Annotated in this window: 20 protein-coding genes and 3 pseudogenes; 11 read left to right on the forward strand and 12 right to left on the reverse strand. The window is 71.4% G+C overall.

All coding sequences use genetic code 11. The features are described from left to right. Positions 1-67: 67 nt before the first annotated feature. Positions 68-607, forward strand: a complete 540-nt coding sequence (gene def, locus AC0ZLC_RS05970; RefSeq protein WP_476750826.1) for a peptide deformylase — start codon at positions 68-70, stop codon at positions 605-607. Between the two features lie 53 nt (positions 608-660). On the opposite strand, the gene AC0ZLC_RS05975 is transcribed toward def, so the two are convergent. Next, on the reverse strand, positions 661-1,305 hold the full coding sequence (locus tag AC0ZLC_RS05975; RefSeq protein WP_476750827.1) for a TetR/AcrR family transcriptional regulator: 645 nt from the start codon (positions 1,303-1,305) through the stop codon (positions 661-663). Between the two features lie 169 nt (positions 1,306-1,474). On the opposite strand from AC0ZLC_RS05975, the gene AC0ZLC_RS05980 reads away from it, so the two are divergent. Beyond that, complete coding sequence (locus tag AC0ZLC_RS05980; RefSeq protein ID WP_358853747.1) at positions 1,475-2,701, forward strand: acyl-CoA dehydrogenase family protein; 1,227 nt, start codon at positions 1,475-1,477, stop codon at positions 2,699-2,701. A gap of 3 nt (positions 2,702-2,704) precedes the next feature. Here AC0ZLC_RS05980 and AC0ZLC_RS05985 read toward each other — a convergent pair. The 7 genes and pseudogenes from AC0ZLC_RS05985 to AC0ZLC_RS06015 form a co-directional block, all read right to left on the reverse strand. Beyond that, positions 2,705-2,803: pseudogene (locus AC0ZLC_RS05985) on the reverse strand (cupin domain-containing protein); the annotation flags it as partial. Between the two features lie 177 nt (positions 2,804-2,980). Next, positions 2,981-3,448, reverse strand: a pseudogene (locus tag AC0ZLC_RS05990) (cytochrome P450 family protein); the annotation flags it as partial. A gap of 165 nt (positions 3,449-3,613) precedes the next feature. Beyond that, positions 3,614-3,853 (reverse strand): DUF6213 family protein, encoded by a 240-nt coding sequence (locus AC0ZLC_RS05995; protein ID WP_358851145.1) that lies wholly within the window; start codon positions 3,851-3,853, stop codon positions 3,614-3,616. A 25-nt stretch (positions 3,854-3,878) separates the two neighbouring features. Then, positions 3,879-5,264 carry an NADP-dependent succinic semialdehyde dehydrogenase gene (locus tag AC0ZLC_RS06000; protein ID WP_476750828.1) on the reverse strand — a complete coding sequence of 462 codons (1,386 nt, stop codon included), beginning with the start codon at positions 5,262-5,264 and terminating at the stop codon, positions 3,879-3,881. Positions 5,265-5,373: 109 nt separating this feature from the next. After that, positions 5,374-5,832, reverse strand: coding sequence for an NUDIX hydrolase (locus tag AC0ZLC_RS06005; protein WP_476751187.1), 459 nt, complete (start codon positions 5,830-5,832; stop codon positions 5,374-5,376). A 2-nt stretch (positions 5,833-5,834) separates the two neighbouring features. Continuing rightward, positions 5,835-7,373 (reverse strand): ATP-dependent DNA ligase, encoded by a 1,539-nt coding sequence (locus tag AC0ZLC_RS06010; protein ID WP_476750829.1) that lies wholly within the window; start codon positions 7,371-7,373, stop codon positions 5,835-5,837. A 164-nt stretch (positions 7,374-7,537) separates the two neighbouring features. Further along, positions 7,538-8,476: an NAD(P)/FAD-dependent oxidoreductase gene (locus tag AC0ZLC_RS06015; protein WP_476750830.1), complete on the reverse strand. Its 939-nt coding sequence runs from the start codon at positions 8,474-8,476 to the stop codon at positions 7,538-7,540. A gap of 77 nt (positions 8,477-8,553) precedes the next feature. On the opposite strand from AC0ZLC_RS06015, the gene AC0ZLC_RS06020 reads away from it, so the two are divergent. The 6 genes from AC0ZLC_RS06020 (at position 8,554) to AC0ZLC_RS06045 (ending at position 13,911) form a co-directional block, all read left to right on the forward strand. Then, on the forward strand, positions 8,554-9,180 hold the full coding sequence (locus AC0ZLC_RS06020; protein ID WP_476750831.1) for a helix-turn-helix domain-containing protein: 627 nt from the start codon (positions 8,554-8,556) through the stop codon (positions 9,178-9,180). A gap of 85 nt (positions 9,181-9,265) precedes the next feature. Beyond that, positions 9,266-10,243: an NADPH:quinone oxidoreductase family protein gene (locus AC0ZLC_RS06025; RefSeq protein WP_476750832.1), complete on the forward strand. Its 978-nt coding sequence runs from the start codon at positions 9,266-9,268 to the stop codon at positions 10,241-10,243. Further along, positions 10,240-11,448 carry an acyl-CoA dehydrogenase family protein gene (locus AC0ZLC_RS06030; protein WP_476750833.1) on the forward strand — a complete coding sequence of 403 codons (1,209 nt, stop codon included), beginning with the start codon at positions 10,240-10,242 and terminating at the stop codon, positions 11,446-11,448. The genes AC0ZLC_RS06025 and AC0ZLC_RS06030 overlap by 4 nt, the downstream gene beginning before the upstream one ends. Continuing rightward, entirely contained in the window at positions 11,445-12,533 is a 1,089-nt protein-coding gene (locus AC0ZLC_RS06035) for an acyl-CoA dehydrogenase family protein (protein WP_476750834.1), read from the forward strand. Before AC0ZLC_RS06030 ends, AC0ZLC_RS06035 begins: the two co-directional genes overlap by 4 nt. Positions 12,534-12,748: 215 nt before the next feature. Continuing rightward, positions 12,749-13,612 (forward strand): phosphatidylinositol-specific phospholipase C/glycerophosphodiester phosphodiesterase family protein, encoded by an 864-nt coding sequence (locus tag AC0ZLC_RS06040; RefSeq protein WP_476750835.1) that lies wholly within the window; start codon positions 12,749-12,751, stop codon positions 13,610-13,612. A gap of 104 nt (positions 13,613-13,716) precedes the next feature. Further along, on the forward strand, positions 13,717-13,911 hold the full coding sequence (locus tag AC0ZLC_RS06045; protein ID WP_476750836.1) for a hypothetical protein: 195 nt from the start codon (positions 13,717-13,719) through the stop codon (positions 13,909-13,911). A 2-nt stretch (positions 13,912-13,913) separates the two neighbouring features. Here AC0ZLC_RS06045 and AC0ZLC_RS06050 read toward each other — a convergent pair whose 3' ends face one another. The 3 genes from AC0ZLC_RS06050 to AC0ZLC_RS06060 form a co-directional block, all read right to left on the reverse strand. Next, on the reverse strand, positions 13,914-15,143 hold the full coding sequence (locus AC0ZLC_RS06050) for a phosphodiester glycosidase family protein (protein WP_476750837.1): 1,230 nt from the start codon (positions 15,141-15,143) through the stop codon (positions 13,914-13,916). A 74-nt stretch (positions 15,144-15,217) separates the two neighbouring features. Then, complete coding sequence (locus AC0ZLC_RS06055; protein ID WP_476750838.1) at positions 15,218-15,574, reverse strand: DUF779 domain-containing protein; 357 nt, start codon at positions 15,572-15,574, stop codon at positions 15,218-15,220. A gap of 224 nt (positions 15,575-15,798) precedes the next feature. Beyond that, complete coding sequence (locus AC0ZLC_RS06060; protein ID WP_476750839.1) at positions 15,799-17,739, reverse strand: SMI1/KNR4 family protein; 1,941 nt, start codon at positions 17,737-17,739, stop codon at positions 15,799-15,801. A 653-nt stretch (positions 17,740-18,392) separates the two neighbouring features. Here AC0ZLC_RS06060 and AC0ZLC_RS06065 point away from each other — a divergent pair. Together AC0ZLC_RS06065 and AC0ZLC_RS06070 are read left to right on the forward strand one after the other, a co-directional pair. Further along, positions 18,393-19,182 (forward strand): annotated as a pseudogene (locus AC0ZLC_RS06065) (IS5 family transposase). A 229-nt stretch (positions 19,183-19,411) separates the two neighbouring features. After that, positions 19,412-19,660 (forward strand): hypothetical protein, encoded by a 249-nt coding sequence (locus AC0ZLC_RS06070; protein ID WP_476750840.1) that lies wholly within the window; start codon positions 19,412-19,414, stop codon positions 19,658-19,660. 237 nt (positions 19,661-19,897) lie between these two features. Here AC0ZLC_RS06070 and AC0ZLC_RS06075 read toward each other — a convergent pair whose 3' ends face one another. Next, positions 19,898-22,192: a protein kinase domain-containing protein gene (locus AC0ZLC_RS06075; RefSeq protein ID WP_476750841.1), complete on the reverse strand. Its 2,295-nt coding sequence runs from the start codon at positions 22,190-22,192 to the stop codon at positions 19,898-19,900. A gap of 469 nt (positions 22,193-22,661) precedes the next feature. Here AC0ZLC_RS06075 and tpg point away from each other — a divergent pair, with 469 nt between their 5' ends. After that, complete coding sequence (tpg, locus tag AC0ZLC_RS06080; protein WP_476750842.1) at positions 22,662-23,219, forward strand: telomere-protecting terminal protein Tpg; 558 nt, start codon at positions 22,662-22,664, stop codon at positions 23,217-23,219. Positions 23,220-23,528 lie beyond the last annotated feature (309 nt).

Genomic DNA, 23,528 nt, shown 5'->3' on the forward strand with positions numbered 1-23,528 from the left:
GAATCGCGGCACCGTCACGGTGCCCGCGCGACATTCGCGCGACATTGAGGACCGTACCCTTGCCGCCATGCGACAACGCTCCATCCCGGGCGCCCGAGGGCGAGTCCGGCCCCTCACCCTGCTCGGTGATCCCGTGCTGCACACGCCGTGCGAGGACGTCACGGACTTCGGTCCCCAACTGGCCGGACTCGTCGAGGACATGTTCGCGACGATGTACGCCGCCCGGGGCGTGGGCCTCGCCGCGAACCAGATCGGGCAAGGGCTGCGGGTCTTCGTGTACGACTGCCCGGACGACGAGGACGTCCGTCATGTGGGACACCTGGTGAACCCGCGGCTCGTCGAGGCGGACGGGGTGGTGCTGCGCGGCCCGGAGGGCTGTCTGTCGCTGCCGGGCCTGGAAGCGGGCACCGAGCGGTACGACCAGGCGCTCGTCGAGGGCTTCACGGTGACCGGCGAACCGCTGCGGGTGCGCGGCACCGGCTGGTTCGCCCGGTGTCTGCAGCACGAGTGCGACCACCTCGACGGCCTGGTGTACCCGGACCGGGTCACCGGCGTCCGGCGCCGCCGGGTCCTGCGCCGGGCGGCGCGGGCCTCCTGGGCGCACTGAGTCCCGCCCACGCGACGAGCGCCTGCGGGCACGGGGCCTCTGCCGACGCAAGGTCAGAAGCCGGGCCCGCCCGCCCTGTCGCCGGCCGCCGCCAGCCGGCCCCACAGCAGGTCGGCCAGGCTCCGCACCAACTCGGCGCGCGGGCAGGGACGTTCGCCGAGCCACCAGTCGCCGGCCGCGTGCATCATCCCGACGATGCCGTGTCCCCACACCCGGGCGAGCTGCTGGCTGCCGGGGCCGAGGTCGACGCGCTCCTCTATGACCTGGGCGAGCTCCTCGCCCATGCGGCGCAGCAGCGGGGCGGAGTGCAGACCGACGTCGAAGCCCATGTCGCCCGGCTGGCCTGCCTCCGCCGGATGCATCAGGAAGCGGTACACCTGCGGTCGGGCCTCGATGGCCGAGAGATAGGTGTCCAGCGTCGCCTCCACCCGCTGCCTGCGCCCGGCCGGGGCGTCCAGTGCGGCCCGCAGGGCTTCGAGGAGGGCGTCCGTGTGCCGCTTGGCGAGGGCGGCGTAGAGTCCGCCCTTGTCGCCGAAGTGCCGGTAGAGGATCGGCTTGGTGATGCCCGCCTCGGCGGCGATGGCGTTCATCGAGGCGCCCGGGCCGTCGCGGAGCACCACCCGGTCGGCTGCCTCCAGCAGCTCGCGCCGGCGTCGGTCGGCGGACCTCTGCTGCTCGGTCCGCTGCGTGGTCTCCATGTGCTCTCCCCACCTGTGCTGATTCGGTGACGCCTGCGCAAACTAACACTCACGGGCAACGCCCTATCGAACGGGCTACCGAGTGGAATCGGGGAGTTGACTTTTACTACCCGCCGGTAACAGACTCCCGTTACCGCAAGTAACACGCGCAGGCAACGCTGGAGGGGACATGGCCGAGTTCACCATGGAGCTCAACGACGAACAGAAGGAGGTCCGGGACTGGCTGCACGGCTTCGCCGCCGACGTGATCCGTCCCGCCGCCGCCGAATGGGACGAGCGTGAGGAGACTCCCTGGCCGGTCATCCAGGAGGCCGCGAAGGTCGGCATCTACTCCCTCGACTTCTACGCCCAGCAGTACTTCGACGCCACCGGCCTCGGCATCCCGATGGCGATGGAGGAGCTGTTCTGGGGCGACGCGGGCATCGCCCTGTCGATCGTCGGCACCGGCCTCGCCGCCGTGGGTGTCCTCGCCAACGGCACCGAGGAGCAGATCGGCACCTGGATCCCCCAGATGTACGGCGATGCCAACGATGTCAAGGTCGCCGCCTTCTGCTCCTCCGAGCCCGACGCCGGCTCCGACGTGGCCTCCATGCGTACCCGTGCCGTCTACGACGAGGCCAAGGACGAGTGGGTCCTCAACGGCACCAAGACCTGGGCGACCAACGGCGGCATCGCCAACGTCCACGTCGTGGTCGCGGTCGTCGACCCCGAGCTCGGCTCCAAGGGCCACGCCTCCTTCATCGTCCCGCCGAACACGCCCGGTCTGTCCCAGGGCCAGAAGTTCAAGAAGCACGGCATCCGCGCGTCGCACACCGCCGAGGTCGTCCTGGAGAACGTCCGCGTCCCCGGTTCCTGCCTGCTCGGCGGCAAGGAGAAGCTCGACGAGCGTTTCGCGCGGGCCCGTGAGCGCGCCAGGAAGGGCGGGGAGCGGGTGAAGAACGCCGCGATGGCGACGTTCGAGGCGTCCCGCCCGGCGGTCGGCGCCATGGCCGTCGGCACCGCCCGCGCGGCGTACGAGGAGGCGCTGGAGTACGCCAAGACCCGGGAGCAGTTCGGCCGCCCGATCATCGACAACCAGGGTGTCGCCTTCCAGCTCGCCGACATGCGCACGTCGATCGACGCGGCCCGCCTGCTGGTGTGGCGCGCCTCCTGGATGGCGGTGAACGGCAAGCCGTTCACCGCGGCCGAGGGCTCCATGTCGAAGCTCTTCGCCAGCGAGACCGCCAAGAAGGTCACCGCCCAGGCGGTGCAGATCCTCGGCGGCAACGGGTTCACCCGGGAGTACCCGGTGGAGCGGATGCACCGCGACGCGGCGATCTACACGATCTTCGAGGGCACGAGTGAGATCCAGCGCCTGGTGATCGCCCGCACCCTGTCGGGGATGCCGATCCGCTGAATTCTCCACGGGTACGTCCGTGGGGTTCGCGAAGGCGTGCGGGCACCCAGGCGGCACGACGATCACCGTGCCCGGGGCGGCCCGCACGATCCCGTTTCCCGTGCCGAAGCGCCGGCGGGGTGCGCACCGTACGGCTGTGACCGGGCGGCACGAGCAGCGGGGTCAGCGCCCGTCATGGGCCGGTCACGAGGTGACGGGCAGGGCCTCGGGACCGCGGATCAGCGCGTCGCGCCTGAAGGGGACCTTGTCCGCCGGCACGGCGAGCCGCAGCCCGGGCACCCGGTCGAGCAGCGCGTCCACCATCAGCTCGCAGACGACCGCGACGGGGAAGGGGCTCAGGACCGCCTCGGTGAGGTCCGCGGGCGGACCGTCCCCGAGCATCTCCGCGACCAGCCCGTCCAGTATGCCGCGGGCGCCGTCGCGCAGCCGTTTCACTCCGCGGGCCGTGAAGGCCGCGGCCACCGAGCGGCGCAGCCGGGTGTGGTCGGGCGGGTCGGCGAAGCCCACCGCGCCCGCCGCCGGGTGGAAGTGCGGGGCGGGCCGGGTGACCTGCCGTCCCACGACCGCCGCGCGGCTGAAGCGGGGGTCGTCGGTGACCGCGCGCACGTCGTCGTGTCGCGTCAGCAGCCACGCCCAGCCCTCACCGTCCGGCAGCTGGATGCGGGTGACCGGGCCCTCCCGCATCAGCTCGGCCAGGACGGGGTCGAACTCCACGCCCAGAGCTGGGGCGGCGGGCGCTCGACGCAGTCCAGGAGGCGCTCGACGCCGGGCGGCTCGGCGAGGAGACGGCCCCCTTCGGTACGGCCGCCTCCTGCGGGGCTGCGAGAGCCGGTTCCGGCACGCCCTGTGGGAGCGCGACCAGCAAGGAGCACTGGCCGGGGCCGGCCGGTCCGGGGGCCGGCCGACGCACCGTCAGTTCGTCGTGGTCCCGCTGCTGTGCGCGATGCAGGCGACGTCGATCCGGTCGGCGAGCTTGGCCAGTTCGATGGTGAGCGTCGCGACCGTGTCCTCGTCGAGACCGTCCTGGCCGGCCTCCACCAGATGCAGCCACCGGCCGCCCACCGTGCGCAGCAGTTTGCTGACGTCGGCGGCCGAGACCTGCAGCGTGCCGCGGTCGTCGACGATCAGAGGGAGGGTCACTTCGCGGTTCACAGGGGGGATCGTAGCTGCCGGACGCTCACGCTCCGTGCCACACCGTGGTGATGTTGCAGAACTCTCGGATTCCGTGCTCCGACAGCTCACGTCCGTAGCCGGACCGCTTGACCCCGCCGAACGGGAAGGCCGGATGGGAGGCCGTCATCCCGTTGACGAACACGCCGCCCGCCTCCAGGTCCCGGACGAACCGGTCCACCTCGGCCTCGTCGCGCGTCCAGACATTCGAACTCAAGCCAAAAGGCGTGTCATTGGCGATCGCGACCGCCTCGTCGAGGTCGGCGGCCCGGTAGAGCGTGGCCACCGGTCCGAAGGCCTCCTCGTGGTGGATGCGCATCTCGGGGGTGATGTCGGCCAGGATCGTCGGGGCGTAGTACCAGCCCGGACCGTCGGGGCGCTCGCCGCCGCACAGGACCGTCGCACCGCTCTCCACCGCGTCGTCGACGAGTTCCTCCAGGTCACTGCGGCCCTGCTCGGTGGCGAGCGGTCCCACGTCCGTGCCCTCGTCCATCGGGTCGCCCACCGTGAGCCGCCCCATCGCCGCCGTGAAGCGTTCGGCGAAGGCGTCGAACACGTCCGTGTGGACGATGAACCGCTTGGCCGCGATGCACGACTGCCCGTTGTTCTGGACACGCGCCGTCACCGCGGTCTTCGCGGCCTGGTCGAGGTCGGCCGACGGCATGACGACGTACGGGTCGCTGCCGCCCAGCTCCAGGACCGTCTTCTTGATCTCGTCCGCGGCGACGGAGGCGACCGCGCGGCCCGCCGGTTCGCTTCCGGTGAGGGTGGCAGCCTTGATCCGCGGGTCGCGCAGAATGTCCTCGATCGCGCCGGAGCCGATGAGCAGCGTCTGGAAACACCCGTCGGGGAAGCCCGCCCGGCGGAACAGGTCCTCCAGGTAGAGGGCGGTCTGCGGCACGTTCGAGGCGTGCTTGAGCAGGCCCACGTTGCCCGCCATCAGCGCGGGCGCGGCAAACCGGACGACCTGCCACAGCGGGAAGTTCCACGGCATGACGGCCAGGACCGGGCCGAGCGGCCGGTAGCGCACGATCACCCGGGAGGCACCGGAGTCGCGGGCCGCCGACTCGCCCGGCTCCTCGTCCGCGAGGAGTTCCCCGGCGTGGTCGGCGTACCAGCGCATCGCCTTGGCGCACTTCGCCGCCTCGGCGCGGGCCTGCTTGAGTGGCTTGCCCATCTCGGTGGTCATGATCCGCCCGATCTCGTCCTGGTCCTCGTCCAGGAGGCCGGCGGCCCGGTGCAGCAGCCGCGCGCGCTCGGTGAGGGACGTGGTGCGATAGGTGCGGAACGTGGCCGCGGCGGTGGCGAGCCTGCGCTCGATCTCCTCGGTGCCGAGGGCGTCGTACGTCTTGAGCGTCTCGCCGTTCGCCGGGTTCACCGTCGCGATGGGCATGGCCGACCTCCTGGGAGCGGGGCTGTTCTGTGACCCTCCCGCGCCGCGCGGTACACCGCAACGCGGAGGGCTCTTCGGGGAACCGGTGCCGCCTTGCGGACGCCGACTCTCAGTCCGAGTGCTCCATGAGCCGGTCGAGAAACGCCGCCTGCGCCGGCACGATCACCGCCCGGGCCCGCTCCAGGCCGCACCACTGCACCCGGTCGAGCTCGGGGAACTCCTGCACGCGCCCGGACTTCGGCGGCCACTCCATCTCGAAGGTGCCCGGGACCACCGCGGCCGGGTCGAGATCGGCCTCGATCGCCCAGGCCGTCACGATCTTGCCGTTGGACTGCCGGACCTCCCCGAGCGGTGTCGCCGCGCCCTCGGGCGGCGGCAGCCCCAGCTCCTCCTCGAACTCGCGGCGCGCCGCGTCCCACGCGGGCTCGTCCGGCTCGTACTCGCCCTTGGGCACGGTCCACGCGCCGGCGTCGCGCCGGGCGAAGAACGGGCCGCCCATATGGCCGAGGAGCACCTCGATCCCGTCGTCGGCGCGCCGGTACAGCAGCAGGCCCGCACTCCGTCGCACCGTCACTTCGCCACCTCCGGGTGGGCCGCCAGGAGGGTCGCGACGGTGTCGGCGCCGGCCGGGGTCTTGTCCTCGCGGTAGCGGACCACCCGGGCGAAGCGGAGCGTGACGCCGGCCGGATAGCGGGTGGACCGCTGGAGGCCGTCGTAGGCGATCTCGACGACGAGTTCGGGGCGTACGGTCACCACGTGGCCGTTGTCGTCGACGGCGAGCTCCCGCAGCCGCTCGGTCTGCCAGGCCAGCATCGCGTCCGTCATCCCCTTGAACGTCTTCCCCAGCATCACGAAGCCCCCGTCCTCGCCGCGGGCGCCCAGATGCAGGTTGGAGAGCTTGCCGGTGCGCCGCCCGTGGCCCCACTCGGCGGCCAGCACCACCAGGTCGAGCGTGTGCACGGGCTTGACCTTCAGCCAGGACGCGCCGCGCCGGCCCGCGCTGTAGGGAGCGTCCAGCGCCTTGGCCACGACGCCCTCGTGTCCACGGGCGAGCGTGTCCGCGAGGAACGTCTCGGCGGCGCCGGCCCCCTCGGCACCCGGCACGAGGGTGCGCCGCACCCGCATCGGCTCCGGCACCAGCCGCGCCAGCTCGGCGTGCCGCTCGGCGAACGGCAGGTCCAGCAGGTCCCGGCCGTCGACCGACAGCGCGTCGAAGAAGACGGGGGAGACGGGCACCGCGGCGGCGGCCGTCGCCACGTCCAGGCGTGAACCGACGCGCCCGGCGATCTCCTGGAAGGAGCGGGGACGGCCACCCTGGTCGAGCGCGATGACCTCGCCGTCCAGGATGAAACGCTCCCCGTCCAGCTCCAGCGCCGCCGAGGTCAGCTCGGGCAGCCGGCCGGTGATGTCGTCGAGCGTGCGGGTGTAGACGCGCACCCGGTCGCCGTCCCGGTGGACCTGTACGCGGATGCCGTCGAGCTTCTCCTCGACGGCGCACGGGCCCAGTCTGCCGACCGCCTCGGTGACGGACGCGGCGGTGTGCGCCAGCATCGGCAGGACCGGCCGCCCCACGGTGAGGCGGAAACGGTCCAGGGCGCCGGGGCCGTCCGCGAGCAGGGCCTGCGCCACGGTCTGCAGCGATCCGGCGAGCATCACGGCCCGCCGTACGTCGGCGGGGGGCGCTCCCGTCGCCACGGCCAGCCCTTCGACGGCGACGGCGTCCAGCGCGCCCTGCCGCACCTCGCCGGTCAGCAGCCCGGACAGGAAGCGCTGCTCCGCCTCGGTGGCCGCCGCCAGCAGTTCGGTCATCAGGTGCCTGCGTCCGGCCTGGGAACCGGTGCCGGTGACCGCGCCGAGCCCCGTCAGGCGGGCGTCCACCTCGCGCACGGTCAGCGTGGCTTCGGCGGCGGGCGGGACCGGTGTGCCGAGGAGCTTCCAGCCGACACCGAGCCGGCCCTGGGGCAGCCGCCCGGCCAGGTACGGGATGACGATCGGCACGTCGTCGGCGTCCGCGTCCCGGAACAGCTCGGCGAGCAGAGCGATCTTCCGGGACCGCGCCGAGGTGGCGGCGACCTCCTGGGACACGTGGGCGAGCCGGCTCAGCAGCATGCAGCCATGGTGCAACGGCGCCGCCCCGCGCACACTCTCAAGGGACCCCCGGCGCCGGCCGGAGTCCGATGATCAGTTGCCGGTGCGGCCGGTGCGGCCGGTGCGGCGGTGCGGCGGTGCTGCCGTCGGTCGTCGGTCGCCTGCCGCGTCGCCGTGCCGGGTGATCAGCGGCGGGCGATCGCCGCGTCGATGTCGCCGAACACCAGGTCGCCGTTGAGGGCGGCCGCCGCCCGGTATCCGGCGCTCGCCGCGTTCACGACCTGTTCGGCGTGGCTGGTCGCGTTGCCCGCCGCCCAGACGCCGGGCACGGTCGTGCGGCCGGTCTCGTCGACCACCGGGTACGTGCCGAACGCGGTCTCGTGGAACTCGGCGCCCAGCTTTTCCAGCAGCTCCGTGCGCGGCGACAGGCGGGCCGCGACGAAGAGCACGGCGCGGTCGTGGACCGTACCGTCCGCGAGGCGGATCCCGGTGAGCCGGTCGTCGGCGGTCACGAGAGCGGCGACCTCGCCCGGCACCACGTCGACCCCGGCGGCGGCGAGCCTGCGCAGGTCCTCGTCCGGGAGCGTGTTCTCGTCGACCGTGTGCAGGAACAGCCGCACGTCCTTCGACCAGTGGCTGACGATCAGCGCCTGGTGGACGCTCATCGGGCCGGTGGCCAGCACCCCGAAGGGCTCGTCCCGGACCTCCCAGCCGTGGCAGTAGGGGCAGTGCAGCACGTCCCGTCCCCAGCGCTCGGCGACGCCCGGTACCGGCGGCAGCTCGTCGGCCAGCCCGGTGGCGACGACCAGCCGGCGGGCGTGCACCGTGCCCCCGGCGGCGAGCGTCACGTCGAACTCGCCCGCCTCGTCCCGGGACACGTCAACGGCCAGGTCCCGGACCAGCTCGACGCCGTACCGCTCGATCTCCCGCCGTCCCTCGGCGAGGAACTCGGCCGGCGGCATGCCGTCGCGGGACAGGTATCCCTGCATGTGCGCGGCGGGCGCGTTGCGCGGCTCACCGGCGTCGACGACGAGTGTCCTGCGCCGGGCACGGCCGAGTACCAGCCCCGCCGACAGTCCGGCCGTACCGCCCCCGACGACGACTGCCTCGTACCTCTCGGTCATGGTGACCACCTCCGCCCCGACAGTCGCCCGGCAGCCGCCGTCTTGACAAACGCCTTTGCTGAATCTGCAATACGTTCATGAGCGACTCAGGCACAGGTGCAGGCGGAGAACCGACGGACGGGACGGGTGCGGACGCGGTCCTGGCCGGCGTCGGTCCACGGCTGCGGCGGATCCGCAAGGAGCGGGGAGCCACACTCGCGGGCCTGTCCGAGGCGACCGGCATCTCCGTGAGCACGCTGTCGCGCCTGGAGTCCGGGCTGCGCAAGCCGAGCCTGGAGCTGCTGCTGCCGATCGCCCGCGCCCACGGGGTCGCACTCGACGAGCTGGTCGGCGCCCCGCCGGTCGACGATCCGCGCGTGCGTGCCAAGCCGATCCAGCGCAACGGCCGTACCCACTGGCCGCTCACCCGACAGCCCGGCGGACTCCAGGCCTTCAAGGTCCTCGAACCGGTGCGCCGGCAGGAGCCCGACCCGCGGACCCACGAGGGCTACGAGTGGCTGTACGTGCTCTCCGGGCGGCTGCGGCTCGTCCTCGGCGAGCACGACGTGGTGCTCGGTCCCGGGGAGGCCGCCGAGTTCGACACCCGTGTCCCGCATTGGTTCGGCTCCACGGGGGAAGGACCGGTCGAGTTCCTGAGTCTCTTCGGTCCCCAGGGGGAACGCATGCACGTCAGGGCGCGGCCCACCAGGGCGTCCGCTCCGTGACGGACGCGACTGTTCCCTGATCGGCAAGCGACCGCTTAGTATGCGACGAGCCCGGTCAGACGAAGCAGTCCCGTGGAGGCCCCGCATGCAGGCATGGCAAGTGCACCAGAACGGCGAGCCGAGCGAGGTGATGCGCCTCGTGGACGTGGAGCGGCCGGTGCCCGGTGAGGGCCAACTGCTGCTCAAGGTGCGCGCGGCGAACATCAACTTCCCGGACGCGCTGATGTGCCGCGGGCAGTACCAGGTCCGGCCGCCGCTGCCGTTCACCCCCGGTGTCGAGATCTGCGGCGAGACCGGGGACGGGCGCCGCGTCCTCGCCAACCCCGCGCTGCCGTACGGGGGTTTCGCCGAGTACGCCGTCGCGGACGCGGCCGCCGTCCTGCCCGCGCCCGACGCCCTCGACGACGCCGAGGCGGCCGCCCTGCACATCGGCTACCAGACGGGCTGGTTCGGTCTGCACCGGCGCGCTCGCCTGGAGGCGGGGGAGACGCTGCTCGTCCACGCCGCCGCCGGAGGGGTCGGCAGCGCCGCGGTCCAGCTCGGCAAGGCCGCCGGCGCCACCGTCATCGGCGTGGTGGGCGGGGCCGACAAGGCCGCCGTCGCCCGTGAACTCGGCTGCGACGTCGTCGTCGACCGACGCGCCGAGGACGTCATCGGCGCCGTGAAGGAGGCCACCGGCGGCCGGGGCGCCGACGTGATCTACGACCCCGTCGGCGGCGAGGCGTACACCCAGTCCACGAAGGTCGTCGCCTTCGAGGGCCGGATCGTCGTCGTCGGCTTCGCGAGCGGGACCATCCCCAGCCCCGGCCTGAACCACGCGCTGGTCAAGAACTACGCGATCCTCGGCCTGCACTGGGGCCTGTACAACACCAAGAACCCGAAGCTGGTCCAGCACTGCCACGAGCAGCTCACCGAGCTGGCCGCACGGGGCGCCGTGAAGCCGCTGATCAGCGAGCGCGTACCACTGAGCGGCGCCGCGGCGGCAGTGCAGCGCGTCGCCGACGGGACCACGACGGGACGCGTCGCCGTGGTCCCCTCGCCGGAGAACGGAGCAGACGCATGACCGACGCCACACGCGAGGGCGGCGCGCTCGACGCCGCCGGCCTGCGCCGCCGCACCCAGGAGCTGCTGGCCGCGCACCCGCCGGCGAGCACGGACCGCCTCGACTTCCTCAGGGCCCGCTTCGACGCAGGGCTCGCCTGGGTGCACTTTCCCGAGGGACTCGGCGGTCTTGGCGTGCCGCGCACCCTCCAGGCCGTCGTGGACACCGAGCTGGAGGCCGCGGGCGCCCCGGACAACGACCCCCGGCGCATCGGCATCGGCCTCGGCATGGCCGCCCCGACGATCCTCCGCTACGGCACGGAGGAGCAGAAGCGGCGCTTCCTGCGCCCCCTGTGGGTCGGCGAGGAGGTCTGGTGCCAGCTCTTCAGCGAGCCCGGCGCCGGGTCCGACCTCGCCGCGCTCGGCACCCGCGCCGTCCGAGAGGGCGACACCTGGGTGGTCAACGGGCAGAAGGTCTGGACGTCCAGCGCCCACGTGGCCCGCTGGGCGATCCTCATCGCCCGCACCGACCCCGACGCGCCCAAGCACCGCGGAATCACCTACTTCGTCTGCGACATGAGCGACCCGGGTGTCGAGGTGCGGCCACTGCGCCAGATCACCGGCGAGGCCGAGTTCAACGAGGTCTTCCTCACCGACGTGCGCATCCCCGACGCACACCGCCTCGGCGAGGTCGGGGACGGCTGGCGGGTCGCGCAGACCACGCTCATGAACGAGCGCGTCTCCATCGGCGGCATGCGCATCCCGCGCGAGGGCGGCATGATCGGGCCAGTCTCGAAGACCTGGCGCGAGCGCCCCGAGCTGCGCACCCACGACCTGCACCAGCGACTGCTGAGACTGTGGGTCGACGCCGAGGTCGCCCGGCTCTCCGGGGAGCGGCTGCGCCAGCAGCTCGTCGCCGGCCAGCCCGGCCACGAGGGCTCCGCCATGAAGCTCGGATTCGCCCGCCTCAACCAGGAGATCAGCGGCCTGGAGGTCGAACTCCTCGGCGAGGAAGGCCTGTTGTACGAGGACTGGACGATGCGGCGGCCCGAGAAGGTGGACTTCACCGGCCGTGACGCCGGCTACCGCTACCTCCGCTCCAAGGGCAACAGCATCGAGGGCGGGACCACCGAGGTCCTGCTGAACATCGTCGCCGAACGCGTGCTGGGTCTCCCCTCCGAGCCGCGCACCGACAAGGACGTCGCCTGGAAGGACCTGGCCCGATGAGCGATCTGCTGTACTCGGAGGAGGAAGAGGCGCTGCGCGCCGCCGTCCGCGGTCTCCTCGCCGACCACTGCGACGCGGCAGGCGTCATCACCCGCACCGAGAGCGACGCCCCGCACGACCGCGCCCTGTGGAAGGCGCTCACCGAGAGCATGGGCCTCGCCGGCCTCCTCGTCCCCGAGGAGCGGGGCGGCCAGGGCGCCACCCATCGCGAAGCCGCCGTCGTCCTGGAGGAGTTGGGCCGCGCCGTTGCGCCCGTGCCCTATCTGACCAGTGCGGTCGTCGCCACGGAGGCGCTGCTGGCCTGCGAGAGCGACGAGGCCACCACCCTGCTGGCCGCCCTGGCGTCCGGCCGGACGATCGGCGTGCTCGCCGTCGCGCTGTCCGTCGCCCCGGGCGGCACCCCCAAGGCCGTACGCCACGAAAACGGTTCCCTGCACGGGGAGTTGACCGGCATCGCGGACGCGGCGGCCGCCGACGTCCTGCTCGTCCCCGCCGAGGACGGCGCGCTGTACGCCGTGGACGCGGACGCCGTCACCCTCACCCCCCAGGTCTCCCTCGACCTCACCCGGCCCCTCGCCACGGTCGTCCTCGACGGGGCACCGGCGCGTCCGGTGAGCCCCGACGCCGCGCCGGCGATCACCCGCGCCCTGCGGTCCGGCGCCGGCCTGCTCGCCTCCGAGCAACTCGGACTCGCCGACTGGTGCCTGACCGAGACGGTCCGCTACCTGAAGGAACGCAAGCAGTTCAACCGGCCCGTCGGCGGCTTCCAGGCGCTCAAGCACCGGCTCGCGCAGGTGTGGCTGGAAGTCGTCAACCTGCGCGCCGCCGCCCGCAACGCCGCCGACGCGCTCGCCACCGGCAGTGCGGACACGGCGGTGGCCGTGGCCGTCGCCGGGGCCTACGCGGCGCCGGTCGCCGTGCACGCCGCCGAGGAGGCCCTCCAGCTGCACGGCGGCATCGGCATGACCTGGGAACACCCGGTCCACCTCTACCTGAAGCGGGCGAAGGCCGACTCCCTCGCCTACGGCACGGCCGGCAGACAGCGGGAGGAACTGGCCGAACTGATCGACCTGCGCGCGCCCTGACGCCCGGCAAGCCTTCCGCCGCATGGCCCGCCCTCCGGGGCGGGCCATGCCTGTGTGCTGCGCCGAGGAAGTGAACCCGCGACGGCAGTCCGGCCAACTCCCCGCACAGCCCTGCTCCTTGAGGGCCGGGGGACCGCATACTCTCCCCGACCCGACTTCGCTCGAAGGGGCGGTGCTCCCGCCTGCCCCGCAGGGCACCTCCAGGGAGGCAGAGCATGGCCCTCACCACCCGCCGCAGAGCCCTCACCACCCTCGGCGCCGCCCTCGCGGGCACCGTCGCGCTGCCCCCCGCGCTCGCGCGGGCAGGCGAGCGCCGGCACCGCCCGCGTCCCCTGTGGCACGCCCACGCGCACAACGACTACGAACATCCGAGGCCCCTCCTCGACGCCCTCGACCACCGCTTCGGCAGCGTCGAGGCCGACATCTACCTGGTGGGCGACCAACTCCTCGTCGCGCACGACCCGGCCGACCTGGACCCGGCCCGCACCCTCGAAGCCCTCTACCTGGACCCCCTCGCCGCCCGCGTCCGGGCCCAGCACGGCTCGGTGTACCGGGGGCACCGCAGGCCCCTGCAACTGCTCATCGACCTCAAGACCGAGGGTGCCTCGACATACCTCGAACTCGACCGCCGGCTGCGCCGCTACCGGCACCTGTTCACCACGTACGCGCACGGGCGGGTGCACCCGGGGGCCGTGACCGCGGTGATCTCCGGCGACCGGGCGGCCCGCGCCCCCATGGAGGCACAGAGCGTGCGGCATGCCTTCTACGACGGCCGCCTCGCCGACCTGGGCAGTGCGGCACCCGCCTCCTTCGTCCCGCTGATCAGCGACAACTGGACACTCAACTTCACCTGGCAGGGTGTCGGCCCGTTCCCCGAAACCCAGCGGCAGAGGCTGCACGGCATCACCGCCTCGGCGCACGCCCGCGGGCAGCGGGTGCGGTTCTGGGCCACCCCCGACCTGCCGGGACCGGCGCGTGACGCCCTGTGGGGCGAACTCCTCGCCGCCGGCGTCGACCACCTCAACACGGACGACCTGGCCGGGCTCCAGGCATTCCTCGACGCTCACGACAGGCCGTAGAACACCACACGTTCGGAGGACACGTCAGCCGCCCGGAAGAACCCTCCGCTACGCGACACTTGCGGCCGAACGCCGCGGCGCCGACGTGGCGGAGGAGGTTGACGATGGCCATTTCCATCTCTGTGGTGGTGCTGCTGCTGATCCTGGCGGTGGTCTTCGTGCGCAACGGCGCGCTGAAGCTCTCCCACGCCGTGGTCTGCATCCTGCTGGGGTTCTACCTGGCGAGCACGAGCATGGCGCCGACCATCAACGAGGGGCTCACGGCCACCGCGAACATCGTGAGCAGCCTGAACCCCTGACGTCAGGACCGCGCGAACACACCGATGCCGTTGGGCACCGGCCGCTCCGCCCCACCGCTGGGGTGATTGCGTACGGTGACGGCGGCGTCCCCGGGATCCCGGGCCACCAGCGTGGTGGAGCCGCCGCCGTCCAGACTGAAGGCGTCCTCGGAGCCCAACCCGCGCAAAGTGTGCGCCACTTCGGCGACGGTCAGACCGCTGCGGTACGCGGGTGCCCCGTCGACGGCGAACAGGAACAGGCGGCGCCCGCCCTCCGCGACGCCGACCGCGGTCCGTACGGCCGACGTCGTGTCGTCCAGACCGGGCAGCGGCCGGCCGCCGGTGAGGACCGGACAGCCGCCAAGCGCGAAGCGGTACGCGACTCGGGAGCGCGCTGCCACCAGACGGTGCCGCACCCGGACAGCCTCACCCGTCGACAGCTTGCGCAACCACTGTGCCCCCGCCTCCCGGCCGACCAGGACGGTGGTGTCCGCGCCGATGGGACCGGTGCCGGGCGTGTCGGCGGCCGAGACGACCCTGCCGTCCCTGACCGTCACCTCGTAGGTGTCCGCACTGCAGGGCGCGGCACGGTCGGTGTCCGTGCCGCACACGGCCCGGGCCCGCGAGACGCCGCCCCAGTCCGAGGTGAACGCCCCGACCGAACCCTGGGGCAGCGCGTACTGGTTGAGCCCGCCGAGCGCGAACTGTCCGTCGCGGGTGCGCACGGAGCCGGCGAGCGCCATGCCGTCCACTCTGGCCCTGCCGTCGACGCCCACGCCGAGGACGTCCTTCGTGGTGGTGCCGGGCGGCAGCGCGGGGCCGAAACGCTGTCCGTCCGGGACCGCGGCCTTCAGCACCCGCCGGTTCGCGATCGCCGGGCCGACGGGTGCGCCCGTGGCCTCGACCCCGGGATGCTGGGTCTCGGTGATGTTGAAGAAGTCACCGTTGACGCCCGCGACGGCGCCCAGGGAATCGGCGAGCTGTGAGACGGGAGCCCGGGACGCCACGACGCCGGGGTACAGCAGACCCACGCTCGTGCGGGAGTTGCGCAGGTCGACGGTCAGCAGATGGGCGTGCGTCACGCCCTTGGCCGCCTGCACGTCGAACTCCGTGTAGCGCACGCCCGGCGCGATCTCCGTGCCGTCGTCCGCCGCGCCGGCCGGCGCCGCCGTCGCCAGAGCCGCTCCGGCCAGCGCGCTCCACGCCGCCAGAGCCGTCAGTACCGTCTTGAACCGTGCGGTGCGACGCGTCACAGTCCCCCCTGATGTCTCGTCAACTGTCCCAGGACTTCAGGGGAGTGCACCAGACGGCGGGGCCGCGCCGGCGGCTACGTGCCGACGACGCGGGAACGGATCAGAAAACGCACCCCTTCGGGTGCCTCCAGCGAGAAGCCGCTGCCCCGTCCCGGCACGACGTCGACGATCAGCCGGGTGTGGCGCCACAGCTCGTACTGGCTCCTTGACATCCAGAACGTGACCGGTTCCCCGGCCCCGTCCACCTCCAGCTCGGCGAGGAGGGTGTCGGAGGCGCCGGTGCGGAACTCGCCGGCCGGAAAGCACATGGGGGCGCTGCCGTCACAGCAGCCGCCGGACTGGTGGAACATCAGCGGTCCGTGGAGGGCACGCAGCCGGGCCAGCAGCGTGGCGGCGGCCGGAGTCAGTTCGACGCGCGGAGTCGTGTCCACTGCGGTGGCTCCCGTCCTCGGGATGTCGGGCGCGCCACGGTCCCGTCCCGTGGCCGGGTTCAGCCAACTCCCCGGCACGTTGCACGGACGTTGCGCGGCGCGGCCACCGCAACGGCCACCGTCCGGGCTTGAGTCGCCTATCGGCCGTCGACCTTCGGACAATGGCCGTCGGCTATCAGCCATCGGCGATCGGCCGTCGGACAACGGCTGTAGGTCGACGGCGGTTACGAGCCGGAACCCGGCGCGACGGTTCCGTCCCCGGAGCCCGCGGTTTCCCCTATGCGTATCACCGTGTAGGTCTCCCCGTCCCCGGGCGGCCGCGTCCAGGAGCGGGTGGTGAACGTGTGCAGCCGTCCCCTCACGAGGGCGTGCCGCGGAAGACGGACACCGAACTCCTCGGTCACCGCCTCCAGCAACGGCCGTTCCGCCTCGGCGCCGCCCTCCGCGTCACCGAAGAACCGGTCCGGGTCCAGCGCCCGCGGTATCTCCCCGCTCGTCCGGACCTCGCCGTCCGTGTACGTGAACGCGTACTCCTCCGCACCGTCCCGGGCCACCGAAAGGTGGAAGAACGGTTCACCGTGCCATGCCCTCAAGCCGCTCCACACCACCACGACGCGGGTGCCCGCGCTGACGGCGGCGGCCGGTGAGACGAACCGCCATGGGTTGAACGGGGCGGGGTCGCCGTCGAAGGCGAAGCTCCAACCGGTGCCCGCCCGGCCGACCGCCATGAGAGCCCTGTCGTCGTAGGACGAGCCCTCCCGCCGGTTGCGCAGTGCCCCTTCGCGTGCCTCCCAGGCGGTCGCAGGTGCGTTCAGCACGGTGCCGACCCCGTCCGTGAGGCGCCCGGGCAGCTCCTGCGGCTCCACACCCTCCACCAGGACGAACCGGTAGGACGTACGGTTGTTGCCCGGGTCCGGCTCCGCGAGCCAGGCCAGGTCACCCGGGTCGAGTCCGGCCGTCGGCCGCGGGGCCTCACCCGTCTGCCCACCCCGCGGGGTGGACAGCAGCTCGCGGCCACGCTCCGGGGTCAGCAGCGGCCCGAGTACGGGATCGGCCACCCATCCCAGGGGCGCCAAGTGGTCCGGTCCCAGCGGTTCCCACAGGGGCAGCGCGTCCCGCAGCGTCTGCCATGCCGCGTCGGTGTCCCCCCACCGTGCCAACTCCCGAGCCCGCTCGACCGCCTCTCCGAACGGTCCGGCCGCCGCGTACCAGTACGTGCCGTTCCGCAGCTGATCCAGAGTCGCGTGGGCCAGCGACACCACATGGTCATCGGCGCCCCGCAGATCGAACGTCAGCGTCGAGTCGTCCCGGTACGAGTGCGCCGCGTGCTCGGCGACCAGCGGTGGCAACAGCTCGGGCGCGTACCGCGGGTCCGTCACCAGGCCGTCGAAATCGACCGCGTGGGTCTCTTCGAGCAGGCGGCGGATCTGGTCACCCAGCCCGGCGGCCCGCGGCCTGCCGTACTCCTTGGCTTCTGCCAGCGCTTTCCCGGCTCGCTCCCAGCCGCCGCGCAGCGCCTCCAGCCGAGCCTCCTCCACCTGGGCGTCCAGCCTTCGCGTCGTGTCGTTGGCGAACACCGTCTCCCCGTCACTCCGGTGGGCCCGCAGGCTGTGGAACTCGCGGTGCATGTCCCGCATGAACGCGAGGAAGTTCGCGTGCCGCTCGGGTGGCTCGGCACGCCAGCTCGCCCAGGTGTAGACGGCCCACTCGCCGTCCTCGTCCACGTCTTCGGGATCCAGGAGGACGTGGGTGATGTCGGATTCCACGTCGAGCTGCAGCCCGCGCCGCCAGACGTCCGCCTCGCGACGCTCCTCGGGCCCGGCGTCCTCGTCCAGGTACTCCTCGTACATGTCCGCGAGCCCCGACTCGTTGCGGTGCCAGTGCGCGTCCGCGGTCCCGGCCAGCAGCCACACGAATGCGCCCGCGTGCCGCCACCCGTCGCTGACCTCCAGGAACTCCCGGTAAGACGGGGGCATTCGCCGACCGAGACGCTCCTCCATGGCCACGATCCGCTCCTCCGAAGCGGGCGGGAACCCCAGCCACCGTGCCCGCAACGCGGCCTCGTCCTCCGTGCTCCGCATCTCGTCGTCCGGGAGGGAGTCCGCCCATTCGGCGCTCCACTCGAGCAGGAAGGGCCGCCAGTCGAATGCCTTGATGTCCGTCATGTGCCCGATGCTGCCACCCAGCACTGACAACGCTCCGCCGACTGGAGTCGGAGCACGAGACGAACGTGCGCACCGGAATGAAGGCCGGCGACGAGTCCGGCGACCTGCCGCGCGCCGTAGGTTTCGAAATGGGTGTGGTCGTGGCAGAAGGAAGGCACCCACGGGGCCCCAGCTGTCCCGTGGGGGCACCGATGGGCGCAGCGAAGGGCGCCCGACGGGCATCCTGCCTGTCAGGCGCTCTGTTTGCAGGTCTAGAAGAAGCCCAGCTTCTTCGGTGAGTAGCTCACCAGCAGGTTCTTCGTCTGCTGGTGGTACATCACCTATAACGTCCTGACCAGCAGAAACGAAGGGCGGTCCGTTATGCGTCGGGTATTGGCCCGGTGATGGTCCGGATCTTGGTTTCGATTGAGCTGGGAGGCGCAGTTGTAGAAGGCGGATCGCGTAGCGTCCGCGCACGCGCGCGGCCCGTCTGGCCGGGCCGGAGGGGCAGGGGGGCACGGTGGCACCGAGGCGGTGCAGTGGCGAATGCAGTGACAACAACACGCTGACGTGACGGATCGGTAGCAGGGGACGGCCTCCAGTCGGGAGCCAGGGGAAGATGCAGAGGCCCGGCCCTAGGGGGTGTCTTTCCGAATCATCGGATCGTTGGTCCGGTGGTGAAGGAAGCCGAGTTGTCTGATGCCGCGTGGGCGGTGATCGGACCGTTGTCGCCACCGGCGGGCCGTGCCCGCGGGCGGTGGCGTGATCCCCGTCAGGTGCTGGAAGGCGTCGTGTTCAAGTTCCGCACCGGCGTGCCCTGGCGGGACCTGCCCGAGCGGTTCGGGCCATGGCAGACCGTCCACGGACGGTTCGCCCGCTGGGCCGCCGACGGAACCTTCGCCCGTCTCCTGGCCGCGCCCCGACTCGAGGTGAAGTGGACTGGCTGGTATCGATCGACTCCGCAATCGTGCGGGCCCACCAGCGCACCACCGCCAAAGGGGGCTCGACGAACGGGCCCTCGGACGCTCCCGCGGCGGGCTGACCAGCAAAATCCACCTGGCCTGCGACGGCCGCGGCCGGCCCCTGGCATTCGTGCTCACGGCTGGCACCCGCAACTACTGCACACAGGCCGAGACCGTGATCAGCCTGATCCACGTCGCGAATGGCGGTCCCGGACGTCCGCGGGTGCGACCCGAGCGGGTCATCGCGGACAAGGGCTACTCGTCCCGGACCTTCCGCGCCTACCTCCGAAGGCGCGGCATCCACGCCACGATCCCCGAACGGGTCGGCCATCTCGCCGGCCGGGCCAGGCGTCGCGAGCGGCCATGCCGTTCCGACAAGGCCGTCTACCGGCGACGCAACGTCGTCGAACGCTGCTTCCACCGCCTCAAGCAATGGCGCGGCATCGCCACCCGCTACGACCGCTACCACGCCGCAGTCACCCTCATCTGGCTCGACAAGTGATCGACATGGGGATCGGCCTGAGGACGTCGCCCATCTCCCACTCTGACGCCCGATCACGCCCGCCGGACGACACAGGCCGCGGTGCCGTCCGGCGCGCACCCAGCGACACCCCCCACTTCCAGTCCGCGCCGGTCGGTGCCGCGGGAGCGAGGGTCTGGGGGCCGGCGAAGGCCCCCAGCGGCCACCGGCCCCGCCCCATGACGTACTCGTTCTTCCGTGAGGAGATCCCTTGTTCCCCGGCGTCTTCGTCGCCACCCAGGCGACCGCGAACGCGTGGCGGCACCTGACCGCCGTCGCCCGCACCTTCCAGCGCAACCCCGCCCTGGAGGCGGACCGGTACGCCCGCACCATCCAGCAGACCGCGACCGGCGGCAACGCCGACAAGGGCGGCAGGGGTTCCGAGGTCGCCCTGTTCGGCGCCTCCCAGATCATCCAGTTCGAGGAGCAGCACGGGCGCCACGCCTTGGAGTCGGATTGAAGGTTGAGCGACGGTTCACGCGGAACCGGACGGGCAGAGCCGAGTGATGCACGGGGTGCCGCTGTGGTGCTACTACGAGCGAACCCCGTAACGACGGAGCCAACGGCAAGGAAGCGGAACACCGAAGGACTGCGGCTCACCGATTGGCTGACGTTTAGTCTGCGCCGGGCACAAGACGCGAGTGATGCGAGCCCCAGGAGAACCCGAAAATGGACAGCCATCTGCGGGCTGGTAGTGCTACGTGGCGTCCGGCAGCTCCAGGCAGTACAGGCGTTCGGCCTTCAAAGGGCCTTCCAGGGGAAACTCGCCGGTGATGATGAACAGGAGGTTTCCCAAAAGGTTTGCTTGCAGAACCATCCGCTTGTCGTTGGGAGTCACAGTCCATCGGGCCTCGCCCGTGGTGAGGTCCAGTGCCCTGAGCGACTTGTTGGTCGGGTCGGTGACGAGCACCTTTCCGTAGGGCGTTCCGTCGAGGTTCTGGATGTTGCCCGAGGGTTTGCGCCAACGGACCGTGCCGTGGTCAAGCCCGATGCCGGTCAGGTCTTCCTCCTCGCCCCTGCGAACGGGTGAGACGAGTATGTCTCCCACGAGCTGTGGGGGGTTCCTCGCAGAACGCGGAATGGCCTTCTCGTACAGCTTCTTCCCGGTGTCGAGCGACCGTGCGCGCAGGAGCTCGCCGTCCTTGCTCACGTACACCACCAGGTTGCGCGCCGCCAGGACGGCATGAGGAGCGGAGGCGTCGGACCAGCGCTCGGTTCCGTCGTCGATGCCGATCGCCAGTGTGGCGGGCGCTGTCTCGCCGGCGCCGGTGTCGGGCGGCGTGACGAAGACGATTCCGTTACCGATGTGCATTTCGCCCATCTCGGTGCGCTTCTGCCAGATGATTCTCTTTGCGTCCACGCTGACTGCGTACAGGTGCAGCATGGCGCGGACCAGCAGCACCCGGCCGACGAGCACCGTGGTGCTGGTCACGTCGTCGAGGGGTACGGTCCACAGTTTGCTGCCGTCGCCCGACGTGACCGCAGCCACTCGCCCTGCGTCCGTGACGTAGACGACCCCTTCGGCGAAGGCCAGTGAGGGCGTGCCCGTCGTGACGCCGCCGCCTGGCTTGTAAATCCATTTTGTGCGTCCGGTCGTGGCGTCCCGGGCGACCACCTTGCCGGGCAGGGTGATGTACGCCGTGGTACCCCCTGGGTCGAGGTCGACGCCGAACGGCTCCGTGTCACCATCAGAGTCCCTCACGGAGTTGAAAGTCCACCGGACGTCTCCGCTCCGGGCGTCCCGGACCTGGAACCCCACGGACTCCTTGTCCCCGGCCAGGTCCACCACGACGACCGGCCCCTCGGCAGCCTCGGGCAAGTCGGCCGACGGAGCGAGGGGGATGTCCCAGAGGTGCCGGGGCGGCGAAGACTTCTCGCCCTTGCCGTTACCTCCGTCGCCTGAGCCGCCATCGGTGCCTGCCCCGTTGTTGGAGTCCGAGTCTGGCAGTAGGTACGGCACGACCACCGCCGTCGACGTGACCACCACACCCACGGCGATGACCAGGAACTGACGACGGCTGGGGCGGATCCGCTTGTCTCGTACCTCCGCCAGCGGAACCGGTGGCGATGCCGCGGACGAGACGTTCTCGGGCAGAGACGGCAGCGGCTGCACGGCCTCCGTGGACACCTCACCGAGGCCCTCCCCTATTCCACCGAGCCGTGCGGCCACTAAGGACGCCGAAAAAGGTCTGTCGTCTGGGGACTTGGCGAGCAGATCGAGAACCAGGCGGTCGAGCCGGGGAGGGATGTACGTCCCGATAGAACTTTCGCCGATGCCGCTCGGGGCGCGAGGTTCCTCCATCACATGGGCGACGAGCTGCGCCAGCGAATCACGGCCACCGAACGGCGGTGCACCGGTGAGAAGTTCGAAGAGCAGGCAGCCCAGCGAATACAGGTCCGACCGGTGATCGACGGTCTTCCCCTGCGCCTGCTCAGGGGACATCCACGGTGCGCTTCCCATCACGGCATCGCTCCGGCTGAGCCTGCCGAGACCCAGCTCCGGATGAAACCAGGCCAGTCCGAAATCCAGGACCTGGATGACGCCGTCCGGCCCGAGGATGACGTTGGAGGGCTTGATGTCACGGTGCACAACGCCGATCGCGTGCGCGGCTTCGAGAGCGACGCACACCTGCCGCGCCCACTCCACGGCACGGGCCGGGCCCGGAAGGCCGTCCTGCCCGAGGACTCTGTCGAGGGTGCGGCCGTCGACGAGTTCCATCACGACGTACGCGCAGTCGCCGCTGCCGTCACCCGCGACCTCGTGCCCGAAATCGTGGACAGTGACGACGTGCCGGTTCTGGGAGAGGCCCGCCGCCGCGCGAGCCTCTCGCTCCAACCGGGATACGGCCTCTGCGCTGACGCCGGGTCCGGCGATGACCTTGACGGCGACGGTGCGGTGCAGGGTGCGATCATGCGCGCGCCATACGACACCCATGCCGCCCGATCCGATGCGCTCCACCAACTCGTAACGCTGGGCCAGGACTTGATTCACAACCGGCTCCCCCTAGCCTCGGCCACCAGGCTACGACACGAAGGCTACGACGATGCCGCCCTCGGCCTGCGCGTAGATCGGAACCCCCGGAGGCATGGGCCCGGCGGTGCCACCGCGACTGCTTAGAAGGCAAAGGTGTGCACCGCGCAGCAACCGTGACCGGCGTGCTGTGGAGCACGCCACCGAGGCGACGCGGCCCTCGACTACACCTGAACTCACCCCGACGCCAGGGGAGTGCACGTCCTGCGGGGGCCTTGCCCAAGGGATACAGCCCTGTCCCGTGCCTCGACAGTTCCACCTGCACCAGACCGACGCCATCACCGGGGGGAAAGTAGCCCAGCTCGTCCGTATGCGACCCCATCGAGCCCGCAGAAACCGAGATTCGACACCTTGCCAGCTCTGTTCTCACCAGCCGCTCAACCTTCCCTACGTTGTCTGCGGGACAGGGCGAGCCCTTCGTATGGTTCTCGTGGGGGAGATCGAAGACGCCATCGAGCGCGCCGACCGCGAGGCGTTCACCAAAGAGCCGCCCAAGACCCTCAACGGCCAGATCGGGTACCTGATCAAGCAGCTCGGCAGCGCGAAGGCCGTCGCGCAGGAGCTAGGAGTCACCGCCGACTCCGTCAACAGATACCGGCGCGGCGCCCGCAAGCACGCCCGCACCGACGTTGCCGCGAAGATCAATGACGCCTTACGGCAGCGGTGGCAGCCGCTGGTGCGCAGGCGCCGACAGCGCCAGGCCGCGGCGACGGGCGGGATCACCGTGGAAACGAGGGCCCGGTTCGGCTACACCGCGCCAGTCGGCACGACCGACGACTGCCGCTTCCGCAGGCTCACCGTGCACCTCCCGCCGGAGTACGCGCAGCGCCTGTTCGACGCCCGCGCCGCGGGAGCCAGCGACCAGCAGATGCGCGGAATCATCGCCGAAGGATTCAAGGAAGTGTATTTCCAGGACGGCGGCGCCCGCGCTCAGGGATTGTCGGACGTGGAAATCAATGACATTGATTACCTGGACCTGGATTACTGACTAGGATCGAAAAGCATGACCACACAATTCTGTTGAGCCGAAGCACGATAGTTGTCACATAGGCGGGATGTTGTCACCGCCCGCGGGGGCTGTGCACATCGTGCCCGGCTTCAAGGCCGGCGGCCTCGTCGACAGTGAAATACATGTCGCACACACAAGCGCGCCAAAGGGCTCACCCCATCAGGACGAGGCGAGCCCGGCCCTTCAGGCGTGATTACTGTCAGTTGAGATGATTGGTTCATCCGTTTTTCCCGGCCGGTGCCGGGTGGGATCTTCATGTGTCGCTGCGGCTACGCCAGGCTTCCACGG

This window comes from Streptomyces sp. GLSS-08, from assembly GCF_056387915.1.